The following is a 17,080-nucleotide window of genomic DNA, read 5'->3' on the forward strand; positions in this document are numbered from 1 at the left end:
TGACGGTCCCCGCCCCGCCGGGTCAGTGCTTCCCCGCGTCCTTGATCTTCTCGCCGGCCTGCTTCAGGTCGCTCGTCATCTGTTCGCCCTTGCCCTTGAGCTCGGTCGAACGGTCGCCGGTGACCTTGCCGACGGCTTCCTTGGCCTTGCCGCCGGCCTTCTCCGCCATGTTGCGCATCTTGTCGTCGGTGCCCATGGCAGGCGCTCCTCTCGTCGACGGGGCGAAGTCCGCCCCGGGCCGCGTCTGCCCCGGGGGCCGGGTTCCATGCGCCGTGGCGCGCGGTCAGTTCGTCCGCGCGTCGGCCTCGGCGGCGGCCTTCAGATCGTGCAGCCAGCCCTCCAGGCCCTGGCGCAGGAGCGCGGTGGCGGCGGGGGCGTTCGCGTCGACCTGGGGGCCGGTGTGGGTCTCCTCGGTGCGGACCAGGACGCCGCCGTCGACCTCGGTGAAGTTCCACACGTGGACGCCGTCGATGTGCAGCCCCGCGGCGTCGGCCGGGCCGGTCCAGCGGATGCAGGAGCCGGGCCGCAGCTGCCGCACGGTCGAGGTGATGTCGAGGCTGGTGGCCGTGGTGGCGGGGTTCGGGGGCAGCGGGGTGGTCCACCGGAACGCGGAGCTCGGGCGCAGCGGTCCGTGGTCGAGGCGCTCGGCGGTCGCCACGGTGGCCTGCCAGGCGGGCCAGCGCGCGACGTCGGTCTGCAGCTTCCAGACGGTGCGCAGCGGCGCGTGGACGACCGTCTCGGTCCGGTACCGGACCTGCGCGTCGGGGTCGACGCCGGCCCCGCGGCAGGTGAGGGGGGTGTCGCGGCGGGAGGCGGTGGCCCCGGCGGGCGCGGCGGCGGTGCCGAGCAGGCCGAGGACGAGCGGGACGGTGACGAGGGCGGCGCGGCGGATCGCGGACATGGGGGTCCCCTTCGCTGACGGGCCGTCGGGACGGACGGCGCGGTTCGCGATGAGCTACATGCTCATGCGTTCGTTAGAAGTTCTAACTCCCCGGCGCCCGGGGCGTCAAGGGCTTCCGTGATAACCTCTAACGAAAGCGTGAGCATGTAGTCGGACCACCGGGAGCGGGCGGACCATGGCGAAGACGGGCGCGGACACCCCGCGCGAGCGCTACCGCGCGCAGCTGCGCGAGGAGGTCAAGCAGCACGCCTGGCAGCAGATCGCCACGGCGGGCGCCTCCGCGCTCTCGCTCAACGCGATCGCCAAGCAGATGGGCCTCAGCGGCCCCGCGCTCTACCGCTACTTCGCCGGCCGCGACGAGCTGATCACCGAGCTGGTCCGGGACGCCTACCGCAGCCTCGCCGACACGCTGGCCGCGACCGCGGCCGCCGACGGGGCCGACCTGGCCGGGCTCGCCCGCGCCCTGCGTGGCTGGGCCCTGGCCGACCCCCAGCGGTACTTCCTGCTCTACGGCACCCCGGTCCCCGGCTACCACGCGCCCGAGGACACCACCGCCATCGCCGACGAGATCATGCGCACCCTGCTCGACGCCTGCGCCGCGCTCGCCCCCGCTCCCGCCGACACGCCCGGAACCCCGTTCGCCGATCACCTGGCGGCGCACCGGGACTGGGTCGGCGACCACCCCGCCACGCCCGCGGCCCTGCACCGCTTCCTGGTCCTCTGGACCCGCCTGCACGGAGTCCTGTCCCTGGAACTCGCCGGGCACTTCACCGGCATGGGCTTCCGGCCCGAGCTGCTCTTCGAGGCCGAACTGGACGGCCTGACGGCACCCCTGGCCTGACGGCGTCGCCGTTCCGACGGCACCCGGCGGCTCAGGCCTGTCCGGGGTGCGGCTCCGGCGGCGGCGCCGGATCCGGGTCCGGGAACGGCGGGACCGGCGGCGGTACCGGGTCGGGCGGCTCGCCCGGCCGGGGCGCGGGGTACGGGTGCGGGATCGGCCCGGTGTCCGGGTCCGGGGGTGTCGGGATGGTCATCGCGCACCTCCTGGTCGGGTGGTTGCGCCGCCGCGCCTACCCGGCGCGCCCCCCGCGAATCCCCGGCGGTGCTACGAGGCCTCGCCCGGATCCGGGAAGGAGTGGTGCTCGTGCGCGACCAGCCACCGCCCGTCCTCCTTGCGCAGGCCGACGGTCAGCCGCAACCGCTGCGCCGGGCGGTCGGCGAAGTCCTGCGGGGTGCCGCAGCGCAGCAGGGCGTGCGCGAAGGCGACGTCCGCACCGGCGGTCACCTCCAGCGATTCGATCTCGAACGCGGCGCCCTGCGCCTGCCACTCGAAGAACGGTGGCCAGGTCTCCCGGTACGCGTCGAGCCCGCGCACGCCTTCGTACGGCGGCGGCACGTCGAACATCACGATGTCCGCCGCGTGGTCGGCGACGACCCCTCGGAGGTCGCCCGCATGGACCGCGGCGGCCCAGCTCCGGACCAGGTCGGCGACCTGCTCCTCGTCACTGTCGGCCATGGTCAGGATGCTACGGCCGCACCTCGGGCCCGCGCCTGCGCACCGGGCCGTTTGCCGCGGCCCCGCCACCCGGAACCGGCCCGGCTCCGCCACCGGGCGACGGCACGCCGGGCCGATGGGGCGTGTACGGCCCGTCGCGCTCCGTCGGGGAGCGCGCGCCGAGCGCCGGAGTGTTCACGAAACCATCACTCCGGGTAGTTGATCAGGTGCAAAGAGTGCCAGGGGGGTGGTTCAGGGAGTCACGATGTCGGAACACGATCCGCTCGGCACGCGTGCCGGTTCGGAAGGGCCCCCGGTGCAGTCCGGCAGGGTGCCGCCGCAGCTGCCACCGACCGCGAGCGACGCCGGGCACGCCCCGGCAGTCCCGGGCGGCCCGGGCGGCCACGACTCCGCAGGCCCCGAGGAGGACGCGGACCCCGCGGACCCCTGGCCCGACCGGATGCTGCCGCTGCTGCGCACCCCGGCGGCCGAGCGCAGGCTGGTGGCGGAGGCCCCCGGGGCGGGGCGGCCGGGCGCGGCCGAACCGGCCCGGGTCCTGGACCTCGCCCTGCTGGTGGGGGAGCTGCTGCTGGCCAGCGGTGAGGCGGCGGAGGACGTCGAAGCGGCCATGCTCGCCGTCGCCCGGGCCTACCGCGTCCATCCGTGCGACCCGCAGGTCACCTTCACCCGGGTGGCGATCTCCTACCAGCCGGGCGCGCCCGAGCCGTCGCTGACGGCGGAGTGCTCCGTGCGCAGCCCGGCCGGGGACTACGCGCGGCTGGCCGCCGTCTTCCGGCAGGTCACCGCGATCACGGCCGGCGGCGTCCCGGTCCACGAGGCGTACGAGCGGCTGGTGGCCGTGCACCGGCGCGGTCGCCGCTACCCCGGCTGGCTGCTCCTGCTGTGCTGCGGCCTGCTGGCCGGAGCCGCGACGCTGCTGGTCGGCGGCCGCACCGACGCCCGGGCCTGGCTGGTGTTCGCCAGCGCCGTCGTCGCGGCGCTGGCGGGCGACCGGCTCTCGGCCCTGGTGACGCGCCACGACCTCCCGGCCTTCTACCGGTTCGTGGTGGCCGCGGCCCCGGCGGCCGTGATCGGCATCCTGCTGTCGTTCAACGGGCTGCACCTGCGCGGATCGGTGGTGATCACCGGCGGACTGTTCGCGCTGCTGCCGGGCTGGCCGATGGTGGCGGCGGCCCAGGACGGCCTGGCGGGCTTCTACCTGACCGCCGCCGCCCGCCTGCTGGAGGCGCTGTACCTGATGGCCGGCGTGGTGATCGGCGTGATGACGGTGCTCTACGTCGGCGTCAACAACGGCGCGGACCTCGCCTCCCAGGACGTCCCGGCCGGGGCCGTGAACCCGCCGCTGCAGCTCGCCGCGGCGGTGCTGCTGACCCTGACCTTCGCGGTGCTGCTGAACACCGAGCCGGGCGCGCTGCCCGCGGTCATGCTCAACAGTGCGGCCGGCTGGACCACGTACGGGGTGCTGGCCAACGCCGGTGCGGAGCCGATGCTGGCCACCGGACTCGCCGCGGGGCTGGTGGGCCTGTCCGGCCAGCTGATGGCGCGCTACCGGGGCGGCCCGGTGCTGCCGCACGTCACGGCGGCGCTGGGGCCGCTGCTGCCCGGGTCGGTGCTGTACTTCGGGATGCTCGCCTTCGTCCGGGGCCGGCCGGAGGTCGGGCTGAGCGGCATCGGACGCGCCGTCGCGATGTCGATGGCCCTCGCGATCGGCGTGAACCTGGGCCGCGAACTGGCCCGGCTCTTCCTGCCCGCCCCGCGCGCCGCCCCGCCCGCCCGCCGCAGCGGCGGCCGCCACCGCAGGTGACGGTGGGGGCGTGCCGGTGGCGTCCGACCGGTTCGGCGTGCGAACGGTTGGGCGTACGACCGTTTGGCGTGCGGCCGGCGCGGTAGACGCGCAGCTGTGAACCGGGCCGAGGACGGGCGGCGTCGAGAGGCCGCCCGTTCGACGCCCCCCTCGTCAACCCCGGGAGGCTCCCGTGATCGTGCTCGGCGTCATCCTGCTCATCATCGGTTTCGTCACCGGCATCTCGATCCTGTGGACCATCGGCCTCGTGCTGCTCCTGGTCGGCCTCGTCCTGTGGGTCGCCGGGGCGCTCGGCCACGCCGTCGGCGGACGCCGCCACTACTACTGACGAGGCCGGTGATGTGACCCCCGTTCAATGCCGTGCCGGCCGGTGCGGGCGCTCGGCGCCCCGCCGGCCGGCGTCAGCGCAGCAGTGCGGCGAGCAGCTCGGCGATGGTCGGACCGGCGTCGGCCGGGTGCCGCAGCTGCTTGCCGGTCATCACGCTGTAGTGGTTGGCGCGGCCGCGCCGCTCGTGCGCGAGGTAGCCCGCCTCCTCCAGGTCGGCGATGATCCGCTGGACGGCGCGCTCGGTGAGCAGGCACCGGGCCGCGATGTCGCGCACCCGGATGCCGGGGTCGCGAGCGATCTGCACGAGGACGCGGGCGTGGTTCGTCAGGAAGGTCCACTGCCGCGCCGTGGCCGGGCCGGTTTCCACGGCCCAAGGATATGGCCGCCGGGCCCGCCCCGAAAACCGGCCGCACCCCTCAGGGGCACTCCTCGTGCAGCCCGCACAGCCAGGCCAGCGCCTGGTGGGCGCCGAGGACGTACGCGTGGTCGGTGCCCTGCACGAGGGCCCGGCGCAGGCGCACGGCGGCGGCCTGGCACTCCGCCAGCAGCTGCGCCCGGCACGGCTCGGCCGTGCCGACCGCGGCGGTGGCGGTGACCGGTGCCGCGACCTGGGCCCCGGCGGCCCACCGGTACGCCCCCAGCACGCCGTGTTCGAAGCCGGTCCACGGCCGCGGGCGCCGGTTGGCCGTGTCGATCGCGGCGAACACCTCGTCCAGCGGGCGCACCCCCACGGCCGGGATCGTCTCGTCACTGGTCATGCCCGCAACCTACGTCCGCCCGGCGCCGCCGCCCCCTCCGGCGGCCCGGCGGCCGCGTGATCCACCCGAGCGGCGCACGGCCCGGTGGCCCGGCGTCCCGGCGGTGCGGGTCGGCAGGAGCCCGCCCGGTAGTCTGACCGGGTCGTGCCCGGCCGGCGAGGTGGCCGGGCCGGATGGACGGTGCGGGCCGCGGCCCGCCGTGGAGAACCTTGATGACTCGTCGTTTTGACTGCTCGGACGCGTCCGAGCGCGCAGCCGGGCTGCGCGAGGCCGTGGCCGCGGTGCGCCGCGGTGAACTCGTCGTGCTGCCCACGGACACGGTGTACGGGGTGGGGGCGGACGCCTTCGCGCCGGAGGCGGTCGCCCGCCTGCTGGCGGCCAAGGGCCGCGGCCGCAACATGCCCTCGCCGGTGCTGGTCGGCTCCCCGGAGGGCCTGGACGGCCTGGTCGAGGTGACGGACCGCGCGCGGGCCCTGGTGGCGGCGTTCTGGCCGGGCGGGCTGACGGTGGTCGCCCGTCACCTGAAGTCGGTCGAGCTGGACCTCGGCGAGACCGGCGGAACGGTCGCGGTCCGGATGCCCGCGCACCCGGTCGCCATCGAACTCCTCAACGCCACCGGCCCGTTGGCGGTCTCCAGCGCCAACCTGACCGGGCAGGACTCCCCGCAGGACTGCGACGCCGCCCAGGGCATGCTGGGCGACTCGGTGGCCGTCTACCTCGACGGGGGCCGGACCGCGGCCGCGGTGGGGTCCTCGATCGTGGACGTCACCGGCGAGGTGCCCGTGCTGCTGCGCGCGGGCGCGATCGGCGCCGAGCGGCTGCGCGAGGTCGTCCCGGACCTGCTGGAGCGCTGAGCCGCCCGGCCCTGCGCGCGCAGGGCCCACCAAGGCCGCGAGCGCAGGGCCGCCCGGCCCCGGACGCCGCCCGGTCGGGGCGCCGCACCGCGTGGCGCCCCGGCGGGCCGGACGGCCGCCGCTAGGGTCGGCGATGGCGCGCGGGAGTGGGCCCTCCCGCCGAGCGGGGGGAGGGGGCGGCGCCGCCGCGAGGGGGGCTCGTCGGCTCCGCTGCGGAGGTTCCATGAGCGCCACGTCCACCGCGTCGCGTCGCACCCAGGCCCGTCTCCACCAGGGCAGCACGCTGCTGCGCTGGCTGTTCACCACGGACCACAAGGTCATCGGGAACCTCTACCTGGCGACCGCGTTCGGGTTCTTCCTGGTCGGCGGTGTGCTGGCGCTGCTGATGCGCGCCCAGCTGATGGGCCCCGACACCGGGTTCCTGTCGAACGAGCGCTACAACCAGATGTTCACCATGCACGGCACGGTCATGCTGCTGCTGTTCGCCACCCCGACCTTCGCCGGGTTCGCCAACGCGATCATGCCGCTGCAGATCGGGTCGCCGGACGTCGCGTTCCCCCGGCTGAACGCCTTCACCTACTGGGCGTTCCTGCTCGGCGGGCTGATGGTGCTGAGCGGCTTCCTCACCTCCACGGGGGCGCCCGCCTTCGGCTGGTTCGCCTACGCGCCGCTGAACGGGCCGGTGTACTCCCCGGGGCAGGGCGGGGACCTCTGGGCCTTCGGCCTGGTGGTGGCCGGCCTCGGGACGATCCTCGGCTCGGTCAACTTCATCACCACCATCACCTGCCTCCGGGCGCCCGGCATGACGCTCTTCCGGATGCCGATCTTCACCTGGAACGTGCTGTTCACCTCGATCATGGTGCTGCTGGCCTTCCCGGTGCTGACGGCGGCGCTGCTCTGCCTGGAGGCGGACCGGAAGTTCGGCGCGCACGCCTTCGACCCGGCGAACGGCGGGGCGATCCTGTGGCAGCACCTCTTCTGGTTCTTCGGTCACCCGGAGGTCTACATCGTCGCGGTGCCGTTCTTCGGCATCATCAGCGAGATCATCCCGGTGTTCAGCCGCAAGCCGCTGTTCGGCTACTACGGCATGATCGGTGCGACCATCGCCATCACCGCCCTGTCCATGACGGTGTGGGCGCACCACATGTTCGTCACCGGCCAGGTGCTGCTGCCGTTCTTCTCGATGATGTCCTTCCTCATCGCGGTGCCCACCGGGGTGAAGTTCTTCAACTGGATCGGCACGATGTGGAACGGCTCGCTGTCCTTCGAGACCCCGATGCTGTGGTCGCTCGGCTTCCTGGTGACCTTCCTGTTCGGCGGGCTGAGCGGGGTGCTGCTGGCCGCGCCGCCGATCGACTTCCACGTCTCCGACAGCTACTTCGTGGTGGCCCACCTGCACTACGTGGTGTTCGGCACGGTGGTGTTCGCCACCTTCGGCGGCTTCTACTTCTGGTGGCCCAAGCTGACCGGGAAGCTGCTCGACGAGCGGCTGGGGAAGGTGCACTTCTGGGTCCTGTTCGTCGGGTTCCAGACCACCTTCCTGGTGATGCACTGGCTGGGGGCCCAGGGCATGCCGCGCCGCTACGCGACCTACCTGGCGGTGGACGACTTCACCGCCCTCAACGTGTGCGCCTCGATCGGCTCGTTCCTGCTCGGCGTCTCCAACCTGCCGTTCTTCTACAACGTCTGGACCACCACCCGGCACGGCACCCGGGTCACCGAGGACGACCCGTGGGGCTGGGGCCGCTCGCTGGAGTGGGCCACCTCCTGCCCGCCGCCGCACCACAACTTCGAGGCGCTGCCGCGGATCCGCTCCGAGTCGCCGGCCTTCGACCTGCACCACCCGGAGGTGCCGACGGAGGAGCCGGTGGGCGGGGCGGCCGACCGTACGGGCGGGCGGGGGAGCGGGCGATGAAGGGGGAGGGCCGGCTGTTCGCCGTCATGACGGTGTTCTTCGCGGTGACCGGGCTGATCTACGGGTTCTGGGCGCAGGAGCCGGCCGGCACGGCGATCCTGGCGGTGGCGTTCCTGATGTCGGGGCTGATCGCGCTGTTCTGGTTCGTCCAGTACCGGCGGAGTGGCGGCGGCCGGCCGCAGGACCGCGGGGACGCCGAGATCGCGGAGGCCGTCGGCCCGGTGGGGTTCTTCCCGGCCCGCAGCGGCTACCCGGTGCTGACGGCGGCCGGCCTGACGCTCCTCGCCCTCGGCCTGGTCTTCGCCCGCTGGCTGGTCGTGGTGGGTGCCGTCGTGCTGGCCCTCGCCGTGTCCGGGTTCATCTTCCAGTACGGCGACGACGACGGGTGAGCCGGCGGAGCAGCCGGCGGACCGGGCCGGCCCCGGTCGGCCCGGTGGGCGGTCCGGCGGGTGCCTCGGGGTGGGCGGGGCTGGTGAGGACACCCGCGATGAACTCCGACTCCCCTTCGGTGGCGGGGAGTTCGACCCGGTCCCGGTAGAACCAGGCGCCCGCCGCGGCCCGGGCCCGCTCGCGCCGCGGCGCGAGGTCCGGGGCCGGGAGCGGGTCCGGCACGGCCCGCGCGAGCAGGACGAACCGCTCGTCGGCGGGCAGCGGGCGGCGGTGGCCGGTGAAGCCGCCGTCGTGGCCCTGGTCGATCCGGCCGGTCTCGTCGCCCTTCAGCAGCCGGTCGCGGTCCCTGGCCTGCAGGGCCAGGCAGAGCCGCCGGGTGAGCAGGAAGGCCGCGGGCGGCAGCAGGATCAGCGCCGCCCGCAGCACGACGGTGATCGCGTTGACCGAGAGGCCGAAGACGAAGGCGATCACGTCGTTGCCGCCGGCGATCAGCAGCACGGCGTAGACGGTGATCCCCGCGACCCCCAGTCCGGTGCGGGTGGGCTTGTTGCGCGGGCGGTCGCACAGGTGCTGTTCGCCGCGCTCGGGGTCGAGCCAGCGCTCGGCGAAGGGGTAGGCGTACAGCACCGCGAAGAGCAGGCCGGGCAGCACCAGGGCCGGGAGGAGGACGTTCCACGACACCGTGTGCCCGAACAGGGAGGTCTCCGCGGCGGGCATCAGCCGCAGCGCGCCCTCGATGAAGCCGATGTACCAGTCCGGCTGGGCGCCGGCCGCGGCCACGTCGGGCCGGTAGGAGGCGTAGCGCCAGATCGGGTTGACCTCGGCGAGGAAAGCGGACAGCGCCATGATGCCGGCCACCGCGAAGGTCAGACCGACCGTACGGGTCAGGAACTGCGGGAAGAAGGGCATCCCGACGACGTTGCGGTTGGTGCGGCCGGGGGCGGCCCAGTGGGTGTGCTTCAGCACCACGATGAGCGTCAGATGGGCCCCGACCAGGGCCAGCAGCAGGCCGGGCACCAGGAGGATGTGCACGGTGAACAGCCGGGGGATGACGTCGTGGCCGGGGAACTGGCCGCCGAAGGCGAAGAAGGTCAGGTAGGTGCCGACCAGCGGCACCGAGAGCAGTACGCCCTCGGCGATCCGCAGCCCGGTGCCGGAGAGGGAGTCGTCCGGCAGCGAGTAGCCGGAGAACCCTTCGAGCAGGGCCAGGTTGAACAGCGTCACCCCGATGACCCAGTTGAGCTCGCGCGGGCGGCGGAAGGCCCCGGTGAAGAACACCCGCAGCAGGTGCACGCCGATCGCCGAGAGGAACAACAGCGCCGACCAGTGGTGAATCTGACGGATCATCAGGCCGCCGCGCACCTCGAAGCTGATGTCCAGCGTCGAGGCGTAGGCCTCGGAGACCAGTACCCCGCGCAGCGGAAGGTAGGCGCCGTCGTAGACGACCTCGTTCATGTTCGGGACGAAGAAGAACGTCAGGAACACGCCGGTCAGCAGCAGCACGACGAAGCTGTACAGCGCGAGCTCGCCCAGCAGGAACGACCAGTGGTCCGGGAACACCTTGCGCAGCAGCTCCCGGCCGGCCTCCATGACCGGCAACCGCCCGTCCAGCCGGGTCGTGACGCGTTCACCGGCGGACGGCTCACGCCCGTTCGTAGCCTTGGTTGCCTCCACGCAGGCAACCTAGTGCGCGGCGCTCCGCGCGGGTCGGCCGAGCGGGGCGGGTCCCGTGGCGGCCGTCGGCAGAACACCCGGATGGCGGCACCCGGGAGCTCCTCCGGGCTGCGCCCGCGGCTCCGGGCGGCCCGCGGTCAGTCGTCGGACAGCAGCCGGGCGAGCGTGGCGTCCACGTCGAGGTGCTCGGACTCCGATCCTTCGGGCACCAGGCTGAAGCAGTCCGAGAGGAAGGCCGTGACGCCCTCCTCCGGTGCGCTGAGGACGGCGTTGCCGGCGGGCCCGCACAGGGTGATCAGCACCTCGCCCGCGGGCCCCGGGCCCACCCGGACGTCACCGCTGCCGGTGGGGGCGTGCCGGCCCTCGTTCAACAGCTCGCGACTGAAGTACCAGCACACGCGGGCGTCCGCGGTCACGCACTCGCACGGGGCGATCGGGAACGCCAGACAGGCCGCGTACGGCAGGTCCGGGTCGAACCGCAGTTCCGCGACCACCGGGACGTCGGGCAGCGGACTGTCGGGGAAGGTGACGGGCATCGAGTGGACGGGCATGGGCATCGCACGACCCTCCTACGGTCGCGAGCGTCGTCCCCGGGCGGGCCGACGCTCCTGTCCGGTGCCTACCCGGTGCCGGTCCGTGCAGTCGGCCTCCGCCGAACCTCCACAACGTCCTTGCCTGCGGGGGCGCCGTCGACCGCGGTCGTGCCCGGGGCGGTCAGGATCCGCACAGCCGCCCGAGCTGGGCGCTGTCCGCGTTGATGTCCGTGATCACCTGGTTGGGATCGGCCAGCACCATGCCGTTCAGGCGGAAGCGCAACTCCGAGAACTCGGCGGCCAGTCGGCGGATCGTCGAACCGACCGCGCCCTGTGCGTCCAGGCCGGCGCCCATCAGGTCCTGGTAGGCCTGGCCGGCCGCGTCGGCCCGGCTGCCGCGGGTGTCGCCGGCGTTCCGGCGGTACGCGGCCAGCGCCGCCTCGGCCTCGTCGCAGCCGCCGGGCCGGACCGCCGGGAGCGGCGGTTCCGGCGTCGGGGCGGCGGTCCGGGTCCGGATCGGCGACGGGCTCGGCTCCGGGGACGGCGGATCGGGCTCGGGGGTCGGCGTGGGTGTGGGCGCCGGCGTGGGCGTCGGTACGGGCGACGGAACCGGCTTCGGCGTGGGAGCGGGGAGCGGCTCCGGCGGCTGCGGGGCCGCGGTGGTGACCACCGGGGCGGCCGCGGGCTGCGGCGCGTCCGGTGGCACCAGGTAGGCGACCAGGGCGATCAGCGTGGCCACCGCGCCCGCGATCGCGCCGACCGCGCCCCAGTCCGGGCGCCGCGCCGGCCCGGCACCCGATGCGGGCGGCTGCGCCGATTCGTCGTCCGTCATGCACCCATCGTGGGGCGCCGCGTCGGGCCCGTCCAGAACACCGGGTGCTGACCTTCCTGAACCCGAACCCGTGCCCGGTCGGGCCGAGTTGGAGGCGCGCCGGGGCCGGCTGCGGCTCCTGCCCGCCCGCCGTCGGGTCAGGCGCCGGCGATCGCGGGGCGGGCCAGCCACTCCGCCCAGGAGACCTCGTGGCCGATCAGACAGGGCCGACCGAACGGCCATGCCTCGGCGATCCAGCGCGGCACCAGGGCGTCCAGCTCCCGCTCCAGCTCGGAGCCGACCTGGTCGTCCACCACCCACCAGGAGATCTCCGCGTCGGAGCCGGCCTTCTGCGGCGGGTCGATGTAGACGCAGCCGAGCAGGGCCGACTCCGCCTCGTCGAACAGCGCGTAGTTGAACGACTCGTGGGCGGCGATCTCCCGCTCGTGCCGGATCAGGTCGTCGAGGTCCGCCTGGTAGGTCATGGTGGCCGCGGGCCAGCCCCAGGCCTCGCCGTAGATGGACCACAGGCGCTCCCGGGAGCCCATCACGGCGGGGTAGTCGAGCTCGGTGTCCGTCCCGGCGATGGGGCGCAGGTGGTAACCGCCACCGGGGAGCGGCACGTGGACGGGGTGGACGAAATCGGCGGGCAACCAGGTCATGGGCCTGGAGGCTAGCCGAGAACCGGCCCGCGCCGCGCGGATTATCAGTCCGGGTCCCGGGCCCCGGGACCCGAGCGGCCGGGATGACGCCGGCCCCGCCGCCGGGGCATCATCACCGGATGACGATGATCAGGACCAGGTGGGGGCGCCTCCGGACACCGGTGGTGGCGGCCCTGGCCGTACTGGCGGCGGGGTGCGGGACGGAGCACGTGGGCGCGGCCGGTGGCGCGGGGGCGCCCGCGGCGGCCGTGACGGCGGTGCCGACCACCGAGGCGGACTACCCCTGCCCCGGCGAGACGCCGACCAGGACCCCGACCCCGACCGCGAGCAGCGCGGCCCCGACCGGGCCGCCCGTCGACCACTACGCCGAGAACCACGGCTTCCGGGTGCCGATCCCGCTCCACGGCCGGCGCCGCTGCGACGGCCTGGACGCCGTGAAGCGCATCAAGGGCGCCCTCGAACCCCTGCGCACCCGGGGCGACTTCGCCCCCGACAGCACCCGCGGACAGCTCACCGGGCTGGGTTACCAGGCCGCCAAGGTGAAGGTCACCCAGAACGGCCCGACCGGCATCGCCTTCCTGGTCGACGCCACCGGGTTGTGCCTGGAGGGCACGATGAACAGCGCCGTCACCACCGCGGAGGCGTTCGCGGGCTACCCGGACGGCACCGACTGCGAGGAGCCGCGCGGCGGCCACTGACCGCGTCCGTCCGCGCGGCTGCTCAACTCGGCTGCACCGCGCCGCTGTTGTCGCCCGCACCCTTGTCGAGCGACAACGGCGGCTGCGCCGCCCCGGCCTCTGCCCGGACGGCCCCGGCCTCTGCCTGCACGGCCCCGGTCGGTGCGTCCCCGGCGGGTGCCGCCCCGGGGTCGCTCCGCTCGATGCGGTCCAGCAGCCGGGCGACGGAGTCGGTGCGCTCGCGCAGCACCGCGACCCGGGCGGCGTCGGTCGGCTCGGCGAGCTCGTCGACGGGCAGGACCGGGATGCCGCGCTTGCGGGCGGTGGCGATCAGGCTCTCGCCGGCCCGGTCGGCCAGGACGAGCGTCGCGGCGGCGAACGCGCCCGCGTCCAGGGTGCGTCGGCGGCCGAGCAGCCCGCGGCACACGATGCGGGCCGGGACGGTCAGCTCGTCCAGGCGCTGGTCGTCCGAGCCGCGTTCGAGGGCGGCGAGGACGACGGTGGCCAGCGCCTCGCCCGCCTTGGTGACGACCCACTTGCGGCCGGGAACCGGCGGCAGGAACTCCCGGATCCGGTCCACCTCCTGCTCCAGTGCGGTGGTGGTCAGCACCTCGAAGGCGTTGCGGGTGCGGATCTCGACGACCTTGTCCCACTCGACCTCCTCGCCGTCGAAGCCGACCTTCGACGGCCCCAGGTGAACGGCGCCGAGACCGTCGAGCAGCCCGAGCAGCTTGTGCACCACGGCCGGCGTCAGCGGGTGGCGGCCGATCAGGGTGCCCACCGACAGCTTCCACGGCTCGGTGGCCGGTACCTCCGGCGGCATGACGGAGGTCAGGGCCGTGTACGCCCACCGCCCGCCCGCCGCCGCGCCGCGTCCGCCCCGCCGTACGGCCTGCCGCCCGGCCTCGCCCAACCCGGCCGCGGCCCCCGCCGCCGCCCCGACCAGCCGTCCCAGTCCGCCCACCAGCTCGCCCCCGCGCACGTCCCGTTCCTCTCCTCACACCGCTCGTTCCGGAAGCCGCCATGCTACGGGCAGCCTCCGCCGGGCCCGCCGCGGCCGTCCCCACCGTGCCGCCGTCCGGTGCGGTGCGGCCGAACTCCCGGACGCCGTCGGGCAGTACGAGCAGCCGACGCCCGACCACGGCTCCGCCGCCATCGCCGCCGCCGTCGCCGGGAGCCCGGAGCGCCTGCCGGCCGTCGCCCCCGCACGCCGCCGCCCCGGCACGCCTCCGCACGCTGACCCGCCCGTGGGCCCGCCACCCGGGTGAACGGGCGGCGCGGCACGCCGCACCGGCCGGGGCGCCGCCGGACCGGGGGTGATGATCGCCGGGTTCCCGGCCGCCCGCACCCCGGAGGCAGACATGCGGATCCTGCTCCTCGCCAGCGCCTTCAACAGCCTCAGCCAGCGCCTCCACGCCGAACTGCGGGACCGGCGGCACACCGTGGACGTCCGACTCGCCGGGGACGACGAGGAGCTGCGGGCGTCGGTCCGCCGGTTGTCGCCGGACCTCCTGCTGGCGCCCATGCTGCGCACCGCGATCCCCGCGGACGTCTGGTCGGCGCTCACCTGCCTGGTCGTCCACCCCGGCCCGCCCGGTGACCGGGGCCCCTCGTCCCTGGACCGGGCGGTCCAGGAGGGCGTCGCCGACTGGGGCGTGACGGTGCTCCAGGCCGAGGCGGAGATGGACGCCGGACCGGTCTGGGCCTGGGAGCCCTGCCGGCTGCCGGCGCTCGGGAAGAGCGACCTGTACCGCAACGAGGTCGCCGACGCCGCCGTCCTGGCCGCGCTGCGGGCCGTCGAGCGCTTCGCCTCCGGCTCGTACGCGCCGCAGCCGCAGCACGGCCCCTCCTGGCGGGAGCCGGTGCGCGTCCGCCCCTTCCTGCGCCAGGCGGAGCGCCGGATCGACTGGGCGGCCGACTCCACCGGGACGGTCCTGCGCAGGCTCCGGGCGGCCGACTCGCAGCCCGGGGTGCTCGACACGCTGGGGGCCGACGAGTGGTACCTGCACGGCGGGCACCCGGAGCCGCAGCTGCGCGGGCGCCCGGGCGAGCTGATCGCCACCCGCGCCGGTGCGGTGTGCCGGGCCACCGTGGACGGCGCGGTGTGGATCCCCGAACTCCGGCGCCGGCGCGCACCCGGCGGGCCCGCGACCTTCAAGCTCCCGGCGGTCACGGCGCTCGGCGCCCTGCTGCCCCCGCTGCCGGAGGTCCCGGCGCCGCTGACGGCGGAACGGGACGGGGAGCCCGCCTGGACGGACGTCGAGTACCGCGAGGAGGGCCCGGTCGGCCTCCTGCGCTTCTCCTTCCCCGGCGGCGCGATGTCCACCGACCACTGCCGCCGCCTGCTGGCGGCGTACCGCTACGCACTCGGCCGGCCGACCTCGGTGCTGGTGCTCGGCGGGAGCCGGGACTTCTTCTCCAACGGCATCCACCTCAACGTCATCGAGGCCGCGCCGGACCCGGCCGCGGAGTCCTGGGCCAACATCACCGCGATGGACGACCTGGTCGCCGAGGTGCTGACCACCACCGACCGCCTGGTGGTCGCCGCGGTGGCCGGGAACGCGGCGGCCGGCGGGGTGATGCTGGCCCTGGCGGCGGACGAGGTGTGGTGCCGGCGGGGCTCCGTGCTCAACCCGCACTACCGGCTGATGGGGCTGTACGGCTCGGAGTACTGGACGTACACCCTGCCGCGCCGGGTGGGCCCGGCGCAGGCCGAGCGGCTGACCCGGCAGGCCGTGCCGGTGTCCGCCGCGTCGGCGGAGCGGATCGGCCTGGTCGACCGCGTCCTGGACTGCGGGCCGCAGGAGTTCGGGCCGGCCGCGGCCCACCTGGCCGGGCTGCTCGCCGCCTCGCCGCTCGCCCGGCGGCGGATCGCGGCGAAGAAGGCCGCGCGCGAGGCCGACGAGCAGGCCAAGCCGCTCGCCGCCTACCGCGAGGAGGAGCTGGCGGTGATGCACCGGCAGTTCTTCATCCCCGAATCGCCGTACCACGCGCTGCGGTCCGCGTTCGTCGGCAAGCGCCCCGCGCCCGCCGGGCTCCTCGCCGGGACGTGACCCGAACGGCCCCGCCGGCTTGCGCCCCCCGCGCCGCTCCGACGCCCGCCCCGACCGGCGTCGGAACCGGACTGTTGCTATGACTGTGTTTGAGCCATTACGTCCGGCTCCCATCCCCGAGGAGGCATCCTCATGGGTGCTGCAACAACCGACACCGACGTGGTGCACATTCTCTGGATCAACGCCGGCCTCAGCTGTGACGGCGACTCCGTCTCGCTGACCGCCGCGATGCAGCCCAGCATCGAGGAGATCGTCACCGGCGCACTGCCCGGCCTGCCCAAGGTCGCCGTGCACTGGCCGCTGATCGACTTCGAGTGCGGCCCGGTCCAGGGCGCGGACAACTTCGTCGAGTGGTTCTTCAAGGCCGACCGCGGCGAGATCGAACCGTTCGTCCTGGTCGTCGAGGGGTCCATCCCCAACGAGAAGATCAAGAAGGAGGGCTACTGGTGCGGCTTCGGCGACGACCCGGCCACCGGCCAGCCCATCACCACCAGTGAGTGGCTGGACCGGCTCGCCCCCAAGGCGACCGCCGTGGTCGCGATCGGCACCTGCGCCACGTACGGCGGCATCCACGCGATGGCCGGCAATCCGACCGGTGCGATGGGCGTGCCGGACTACCTGGGCTGGGACTGGAAGTCCAAGGCCGGGCTGCCGATCGTCTGCGTGCCGGGCTGTCCGATCCAGCCCGACAACTTCGCCGAGACGCTCACCTACCTGCTGTACCAGCTGGCCGGCTCCGCGCCGATGATCCCGCTGGACGACAAGCTGCGGCCGGCCTGGCTGTTCGGCGCCACCGTCCACGAGGGCTGTGACCGCGGCGGCTACTACGAGCAGGGCCAGTTCGCCACCGACTACGGCACCCCCGAGTGCCTGGTGCGGCTCGGCTGCTGGGGACCGGTCGTCAAGTGCAACGTCGCCAAGCGCGGCTGGACCAACGGCATCGGCGGCTGCCCGAACGTGGGCGGCATCTGCATCGCCTGCACCATGCCGGGCTTCCCGGACAAGTTCATGCCCTTCATGGACCCGCCGCCCGGCTCCCGCGTCTCCACCGGCGCCAGCAACGCGTACGGCTCGCTGATCCGTCGGCTGCGCGCGATCACGCTGGCGACCGTCGACAAGGAACCGAAGTGGCGCCACACCGGCCGCCATCTGACCACGGGTTACCGCCCGCCCTGGTGACGCCGGAGGGCCGCACGCCCCCGCG

Annotated in this window: 20 protein-coding genes; 9 read left to right on the plus strand and 11 right to left on the minus strand. The window is 74.6% G+C overall.

All coding sequences use genetic code 11. The features are described 5' to 3' along the window. Window positions 1–22: 22 nt before the first annotated feature. Window positions 23–196 (minus strand): CsbD family protein, encoded by a 174-nt coding sequence (locus ACIRST_RS00740; RefSeq protein WP_350524703.1) that lies wholly within the window; start codon window positions 194–196, stop codon window positions 23–25. 87 nt (window positions 197–283) lie between these two features. Then, window positions 284–901: an SRPBCC family protein gene (locus ACIRST_RS00745; RefSeq protein WP_402798794.1), complete on the minus strand. Its 618-nt coding sequence runs from the start codon at window positions 899–901 to the stop codon at window positions 284–286. Between the two features lie 175 nt (window positions 902–1,076). Between ACIRST_RS00745 and ACIRST_RS00750 the strand changes: the two genes are divergently transcribed. Beyond that, window positions 1,077–1,742: a TetR/AcrR family transcriptional regulator gene (locus ACIRST_RS00750; RefSeq protein WP_402798796.1), complete on the plus strand. Its 666-nt coding sequence runs from the start codon at window positions 1,077–1,079 to the stop codon at window positions 1,740–1,742. A gap of 31 nt (window positions 1,743–1,773) precedes the next feature. On the opposite strand, the gene ACIRST_RS00755 is transcribed toward ACIRST_RS00750, so the two are convergent. After that, on the minus strand, window positions 1,774–1,935 hold the full coding sequence (locus ACIRST_RS00755; RefSeq protein WP_350524700.1) for a hypothetical protein: 162 nt from the start codon (window positions 1,933–1,935) through the stop codon (window positions 1,774–1,776). A 71-nt stretch (window positions 1,936–2,006) separates the two neighbouring features. Then, a complete protein-coding gene (locus ACIRST_RS00760) occupies window positions 2,007–2,417 on the minus strand; it encodes a nuclear transport factor 2 family protein (protein ID WP_396546541.1) in 411 nt (136 codons plus the stop codon). Window positions 2,418–2,661: 244 nt separating this feature from the next. On the opposite strand from ACIRST_RS00760, the gene ACIRST_RS00765 reads away from it, so the two are divergent. Next, window positions 2,662–4,221, plus strand: coding sequence for a threonine/serine exporter family protein (locus ACIRST_RS00765; RefSeq protein ID WP_402798799.1), 1,560 nt, complete (start codon window positions 2,662–2,664; stop codon window positions 4,219–4,221). A 172-nt stretch (window positions 4,222–4,393) separates the two neighbouring features. Continuing rightward, window positions 4,394–4,549, plus strand: coding sequence for a DUF6131 family protein (locus ACIRST_RS00770; RefSeq protein ID WP_350524697.1), 156 nt, complete (start codon window positions 4,394–4,396; stop codon window positions 4,547–4,549). Window positions 4,550–4,622: 73 nt separating this feature from the next. Here the strand turns inward: ACIRST_RS00770 and ACIRST_RS00775 are convergent, their stop codons facing one another. Both ACIRST_RS00775 and ACIRST_RS00780 read right to left on the minus strand, forming a co-directional pair. Next, entirely contained in the window at window positions 4,623–4,916 is a 294-nt protein-coding gene (locus ACIRST_RS00775; protein ID WP_350524696.1) for a helix-turn-helix domain-containing protein, read from the minus strand. A gap of 49 nt (window positions 4,917–4,965) precedes the next feature. Next, window positions 4,966–5,307, minus strand: a complete 342-nt coding sequence (locus ACIRST_RS00780) for a hypothetical protein (RefSeq protein ID WP_350524695.1) — start codon at window positions 5,305–5,307, stop codon at window positions 4,966–4,968. Between the two features lie 212 nt (window positions 5,308–5,519). Here ACIRST_RS00780 and ACIRST_RS00785 point away from each other — a divergent pair, with 212 nt between their 5' ends. The 3 genes from ACIRST_RS00785 (at window position 5,520) to ACIRST_RS00795 (ending at window position 8,465) form a co-directional block, all read left to right on the plus strand. Continuing rightward, window positions 5,520–6,161, plus strand: a complete 642-nt coding sequence (locus ACIRST_RS00785; RefSeq protein WP_350524694.1) for an L-threonylcarbamoyladenylate synthase — start codon at window positions 5,520–5,522, stop codon at window positions 6,159–6,161. A 223-nt stretch (window positions 6,162–6,384) separates the two neighbouring features. Beyond that, window positions 6,385–8,076 (plus strand): cytochrome c oxidase subunit I, encoded by a 1,692-nt coding sequence (gene ctaD, locus ACIRST_RS00790; RefSeq protein ID WP_350524693.1) that lies wholly within the window; start codon window positions 6,385–6,387, stop codon window positions 8,074–8,076. Next, window positions 8,073–8,465 (plus strand): cytochrome c oxidase subunit 4, encoded by a 393-nt coding sequence (locus ACIRST_RS00795; RefSeq protein ID WP_402798801.1) that lies wholly within the window; start codon window positions 8,073–8,075, stop codon window positions 8,463–8,465. The genes ctaD and ACIRST_RS00795 overlap by 4 nt, the downstream gene beginning before the upstream one ends. On the opposite strand, the gene ACIRST_RS00800 is transcribed toward ACIRST_RS00795, so the two are convergent. From ACIRST_RS00800 to ACIRST_RS00815, 4 genes are all read right to left on the minus strand, one after another. Continuing rightward, window positions 8,434–10,056, minus strand: a complete 1,623-nt coding sequence (locus ACIRST_RS00800) for a cytochrome bc complex cytochrome b subunit (protein ID WP_402799375.1) — start codon at window positions 10,054–10,056, stop codon at window positions 8,434–8,436. The genes ACIRST_RS00795 and ACIRST_RS00800 overlap by 32 nt on opposite strands. A 221-nt stretch (window positions 10,057–10,277) precedes the next feature. Further along, window positions 10,278–10,697: an SsgA family sporulation/cell division regulator gene (locus ACIRST_RS00805; protein WP_402798804.1), complete on the minus strand. Its 420-nt coding sequence runs from the start codon at window positions 10,695–10,697 to the stop codon at window positions 10,278–10,280. Window positions 10,698–10,854: 157 nt separating this feature from the next. Further along, a complete protein-coding gene (locus ACIRST_RS00810) occupies window positions 10,855–11,505 on the minus strand; it encodes a hypothetical protein (protein ID WP_402798806.1) in 651 nt (216 codons plus the stop codon). A 137-nt stretch (window positions 11,506–11,642) separates the two neighbouring features. Further along, the gene (locus tag ACIRST_RS00815) at window positions 11,643–12,146 is read right to left on the minus strand and encodes an N-acetyltransferase (protein ID WP_402798807.1); all 504 of its coding nucleotides are present in this window, start codon (window positions 12,144–12,146) and stop codon (window positions 11,643–11,645) included. A gap of 119 nt (window positions 12,147–12,265) precedes the next feature. On the opposite strand from ACIRST_RS00815, the gene ACIRST_RS00820 reads away from it, so the two are divergent. Beyond that, window positions 12,266–12,844, plus strand: a complete 579-nt coding sequence (locus tag ACIRST_RS00820; protein ID WP_402798808.1) for a hypothetical protein — start codon at window positions 12,266–12,268, stop codon at window positions 12,842–12,844. Between the two features lie 22 nt (window positions 12,845–12,866). On the opposite strand, the gene ACIRST_RS00825 is transcribed toward ACIRST_RS00820, so the two are convergent. Next, a complete protein-coding gene (locus tag ACIRST_RS00825) occupies window positions 12,867–13,805 on the minus strand; it encodes a hypothetical protein (RefSeq protein WP_402798811.1) in 939 nt (312 codons plus the stop codon). Window positions 13,806–14,184: 379 nt separating this feature from the next. On the opposite strand from ACIRST_RS00825, the gene ACIRST_RS00830 reads away from it, so the two are divergent. After that, complete coding sequence (locus tag ACIRST_RS00830; RefSeq protein WP_402798813.1) at window positions 14,185–15,876, plus strand: enoyl-CoA hydratase-related protein; 1,692 nt, start codon at window positions 14,185–14,187, stop codon at window positions 15,874–15,876. 132 nt (window positions 15,877–16,008) lie between these two features. Continuing rightward, window positions 16,009–17,055, plus strand: a complete 1,047-nt coding sequence (locus ACIRST_RS00835) for a hydrogenase expression protein HypE (protein ID WP_350524685.1) — start codon at window positions 16,009–16,011, stop codon at window positions 17,053–17,055. The last annotated feature ends 25 nt before the right edge of the window (window positions 17,056–17,080 follow it).

The sequence above is a fragment of the Kitasatospora sp. NPDC101447 genome (genome assembly GCF_044767225.1).
Taxonomy (GTDB): domain Bacteria; phylum Actinomycetota; class Actinomycetes; order Streptomycetales; family Streptomycetaceae; genus Kitasatospora.

Bases quoted from the DNA above. Each gene is read 5' to 3' on its own strand.
- ACIRST_RS00765 (WP_402798799.1), top strand. From the start codon at position 2,662: ATGTCGGAACACGATCCGCTCGGCACGCGTGCCGGTTCGGAAGGGCCC.
- ACIRST_RS00835 (WP_350524685.1), top strand. From the start codon at position 16,009: ATGGGTGCTGCAACAACCGACACCGACGTGGTGCACATTCTCTGGATC.
- ACIRST_RS00740 (WP_350524703.1), bottom strand. From the start codon at position 196: ATGGGCACCGACGACAAGATGCGCAACATGGCGGAGAAGGCCGGCGGC.
- ACIRST_RS00830 (WP_402798813.1), top strand. From the start codon at position 14,185: ATGCGGATCCTGCTCCTCGCCAGCGCCTTCAACAGCCTCAGCCAGCGC.
- ctaD (WP_350524693.1), top strand. From the start codon at position 6,385: ATGAGCGCCACGTCCACCGCGTCGCGTCGCACCCAGGCCCGTCTCCAC.
- ACIRST_RS00805 (WP_402798804.1), bottom strand. From the start codon at position 10,697: ATGCCCATGCCCGTCCACTCGATGCCCGTCACCTTCCCCGACAGTCCG.
- ACIRST_RS00800 (WP_402799375.1), bottom strand. From the start codon at position 10,056: ATGGAGGCCGGCCGGGAGCTGCTGCGCAAGGTGTTCCCGGACCACTGG.
- ACIRST_RS00785 (WP_350524694.1), top strand. From the start codon at position 5,520: ATGACTCGTCGTTTTGACTGCTCGGACGCGTCCGAGCGCGCAGCCGGG.
- ACIRST_RS00755 (WP_350524700.1), bottom strand. From the start codon at position 1,935: ATGACCATCCCGACACCCCCGGACCCGGACACCGGGCCGATCCCGCAC.
- ACIRST_RS00760 (WP_396546541.1), bottom strand. From the start codon at position 2,417: ATGGCCGACAGTGACGAGGAGCAGGTCGCCGACCTGGTCCGGAGCTGG.
- ACIRST_RS00820 (WP_402798808.1), top strand. From the start codon at position 12,266: ATGACGATGATCAGGACCAGGTGGGGGCGCCTCCGGACACCGGTGGTG.
- ACIRST_RS00795 (WP_402798801.1), top strand. From the start codon at position 8,073: ATGAAGGGGGAGGGCCGGCTGTTCGCCGTCATGACGGTGTTCTTCGCG.
- ACIRST_RS00810 (WP_402798806.1), bottom strand. From the start codon at position 11,505: ATGACGGACGACGAATCGGCGCAGCCGCCCGCATCGGGTGCCGGGCCG.
- ACIRST_RS00815 (WP_402798807.1), bottom strand. From the start codon at position 12,146: ATGACCTGGTTGCCCGCCGATTTCGTCCACCCCGTCCACGTGCCGCTC.
- ACIRST_RS00745 (WP_402798794.1), bottom strand. From the start codon at position 901: ATGTCCGCGATCCGCCGCGCCGCCCTCGTCACCGTCCCGCTCGTCCTC.
- ACIRST_RS00780 (WP_350524695.1), bottom strand. From the start codon at position 5,307: ATGACCAGTGACGAGACGATCCCGGCCGTGGGGGTGCGCCCGCTGGAC.
- ACIRST_RS00750 (WP_402798796.1), top strand. From the start codon at position 1,077: ATGGCGAAGACGGGCGCGGACACCCCGCGCGAGCGCTACCGCGCGCAG.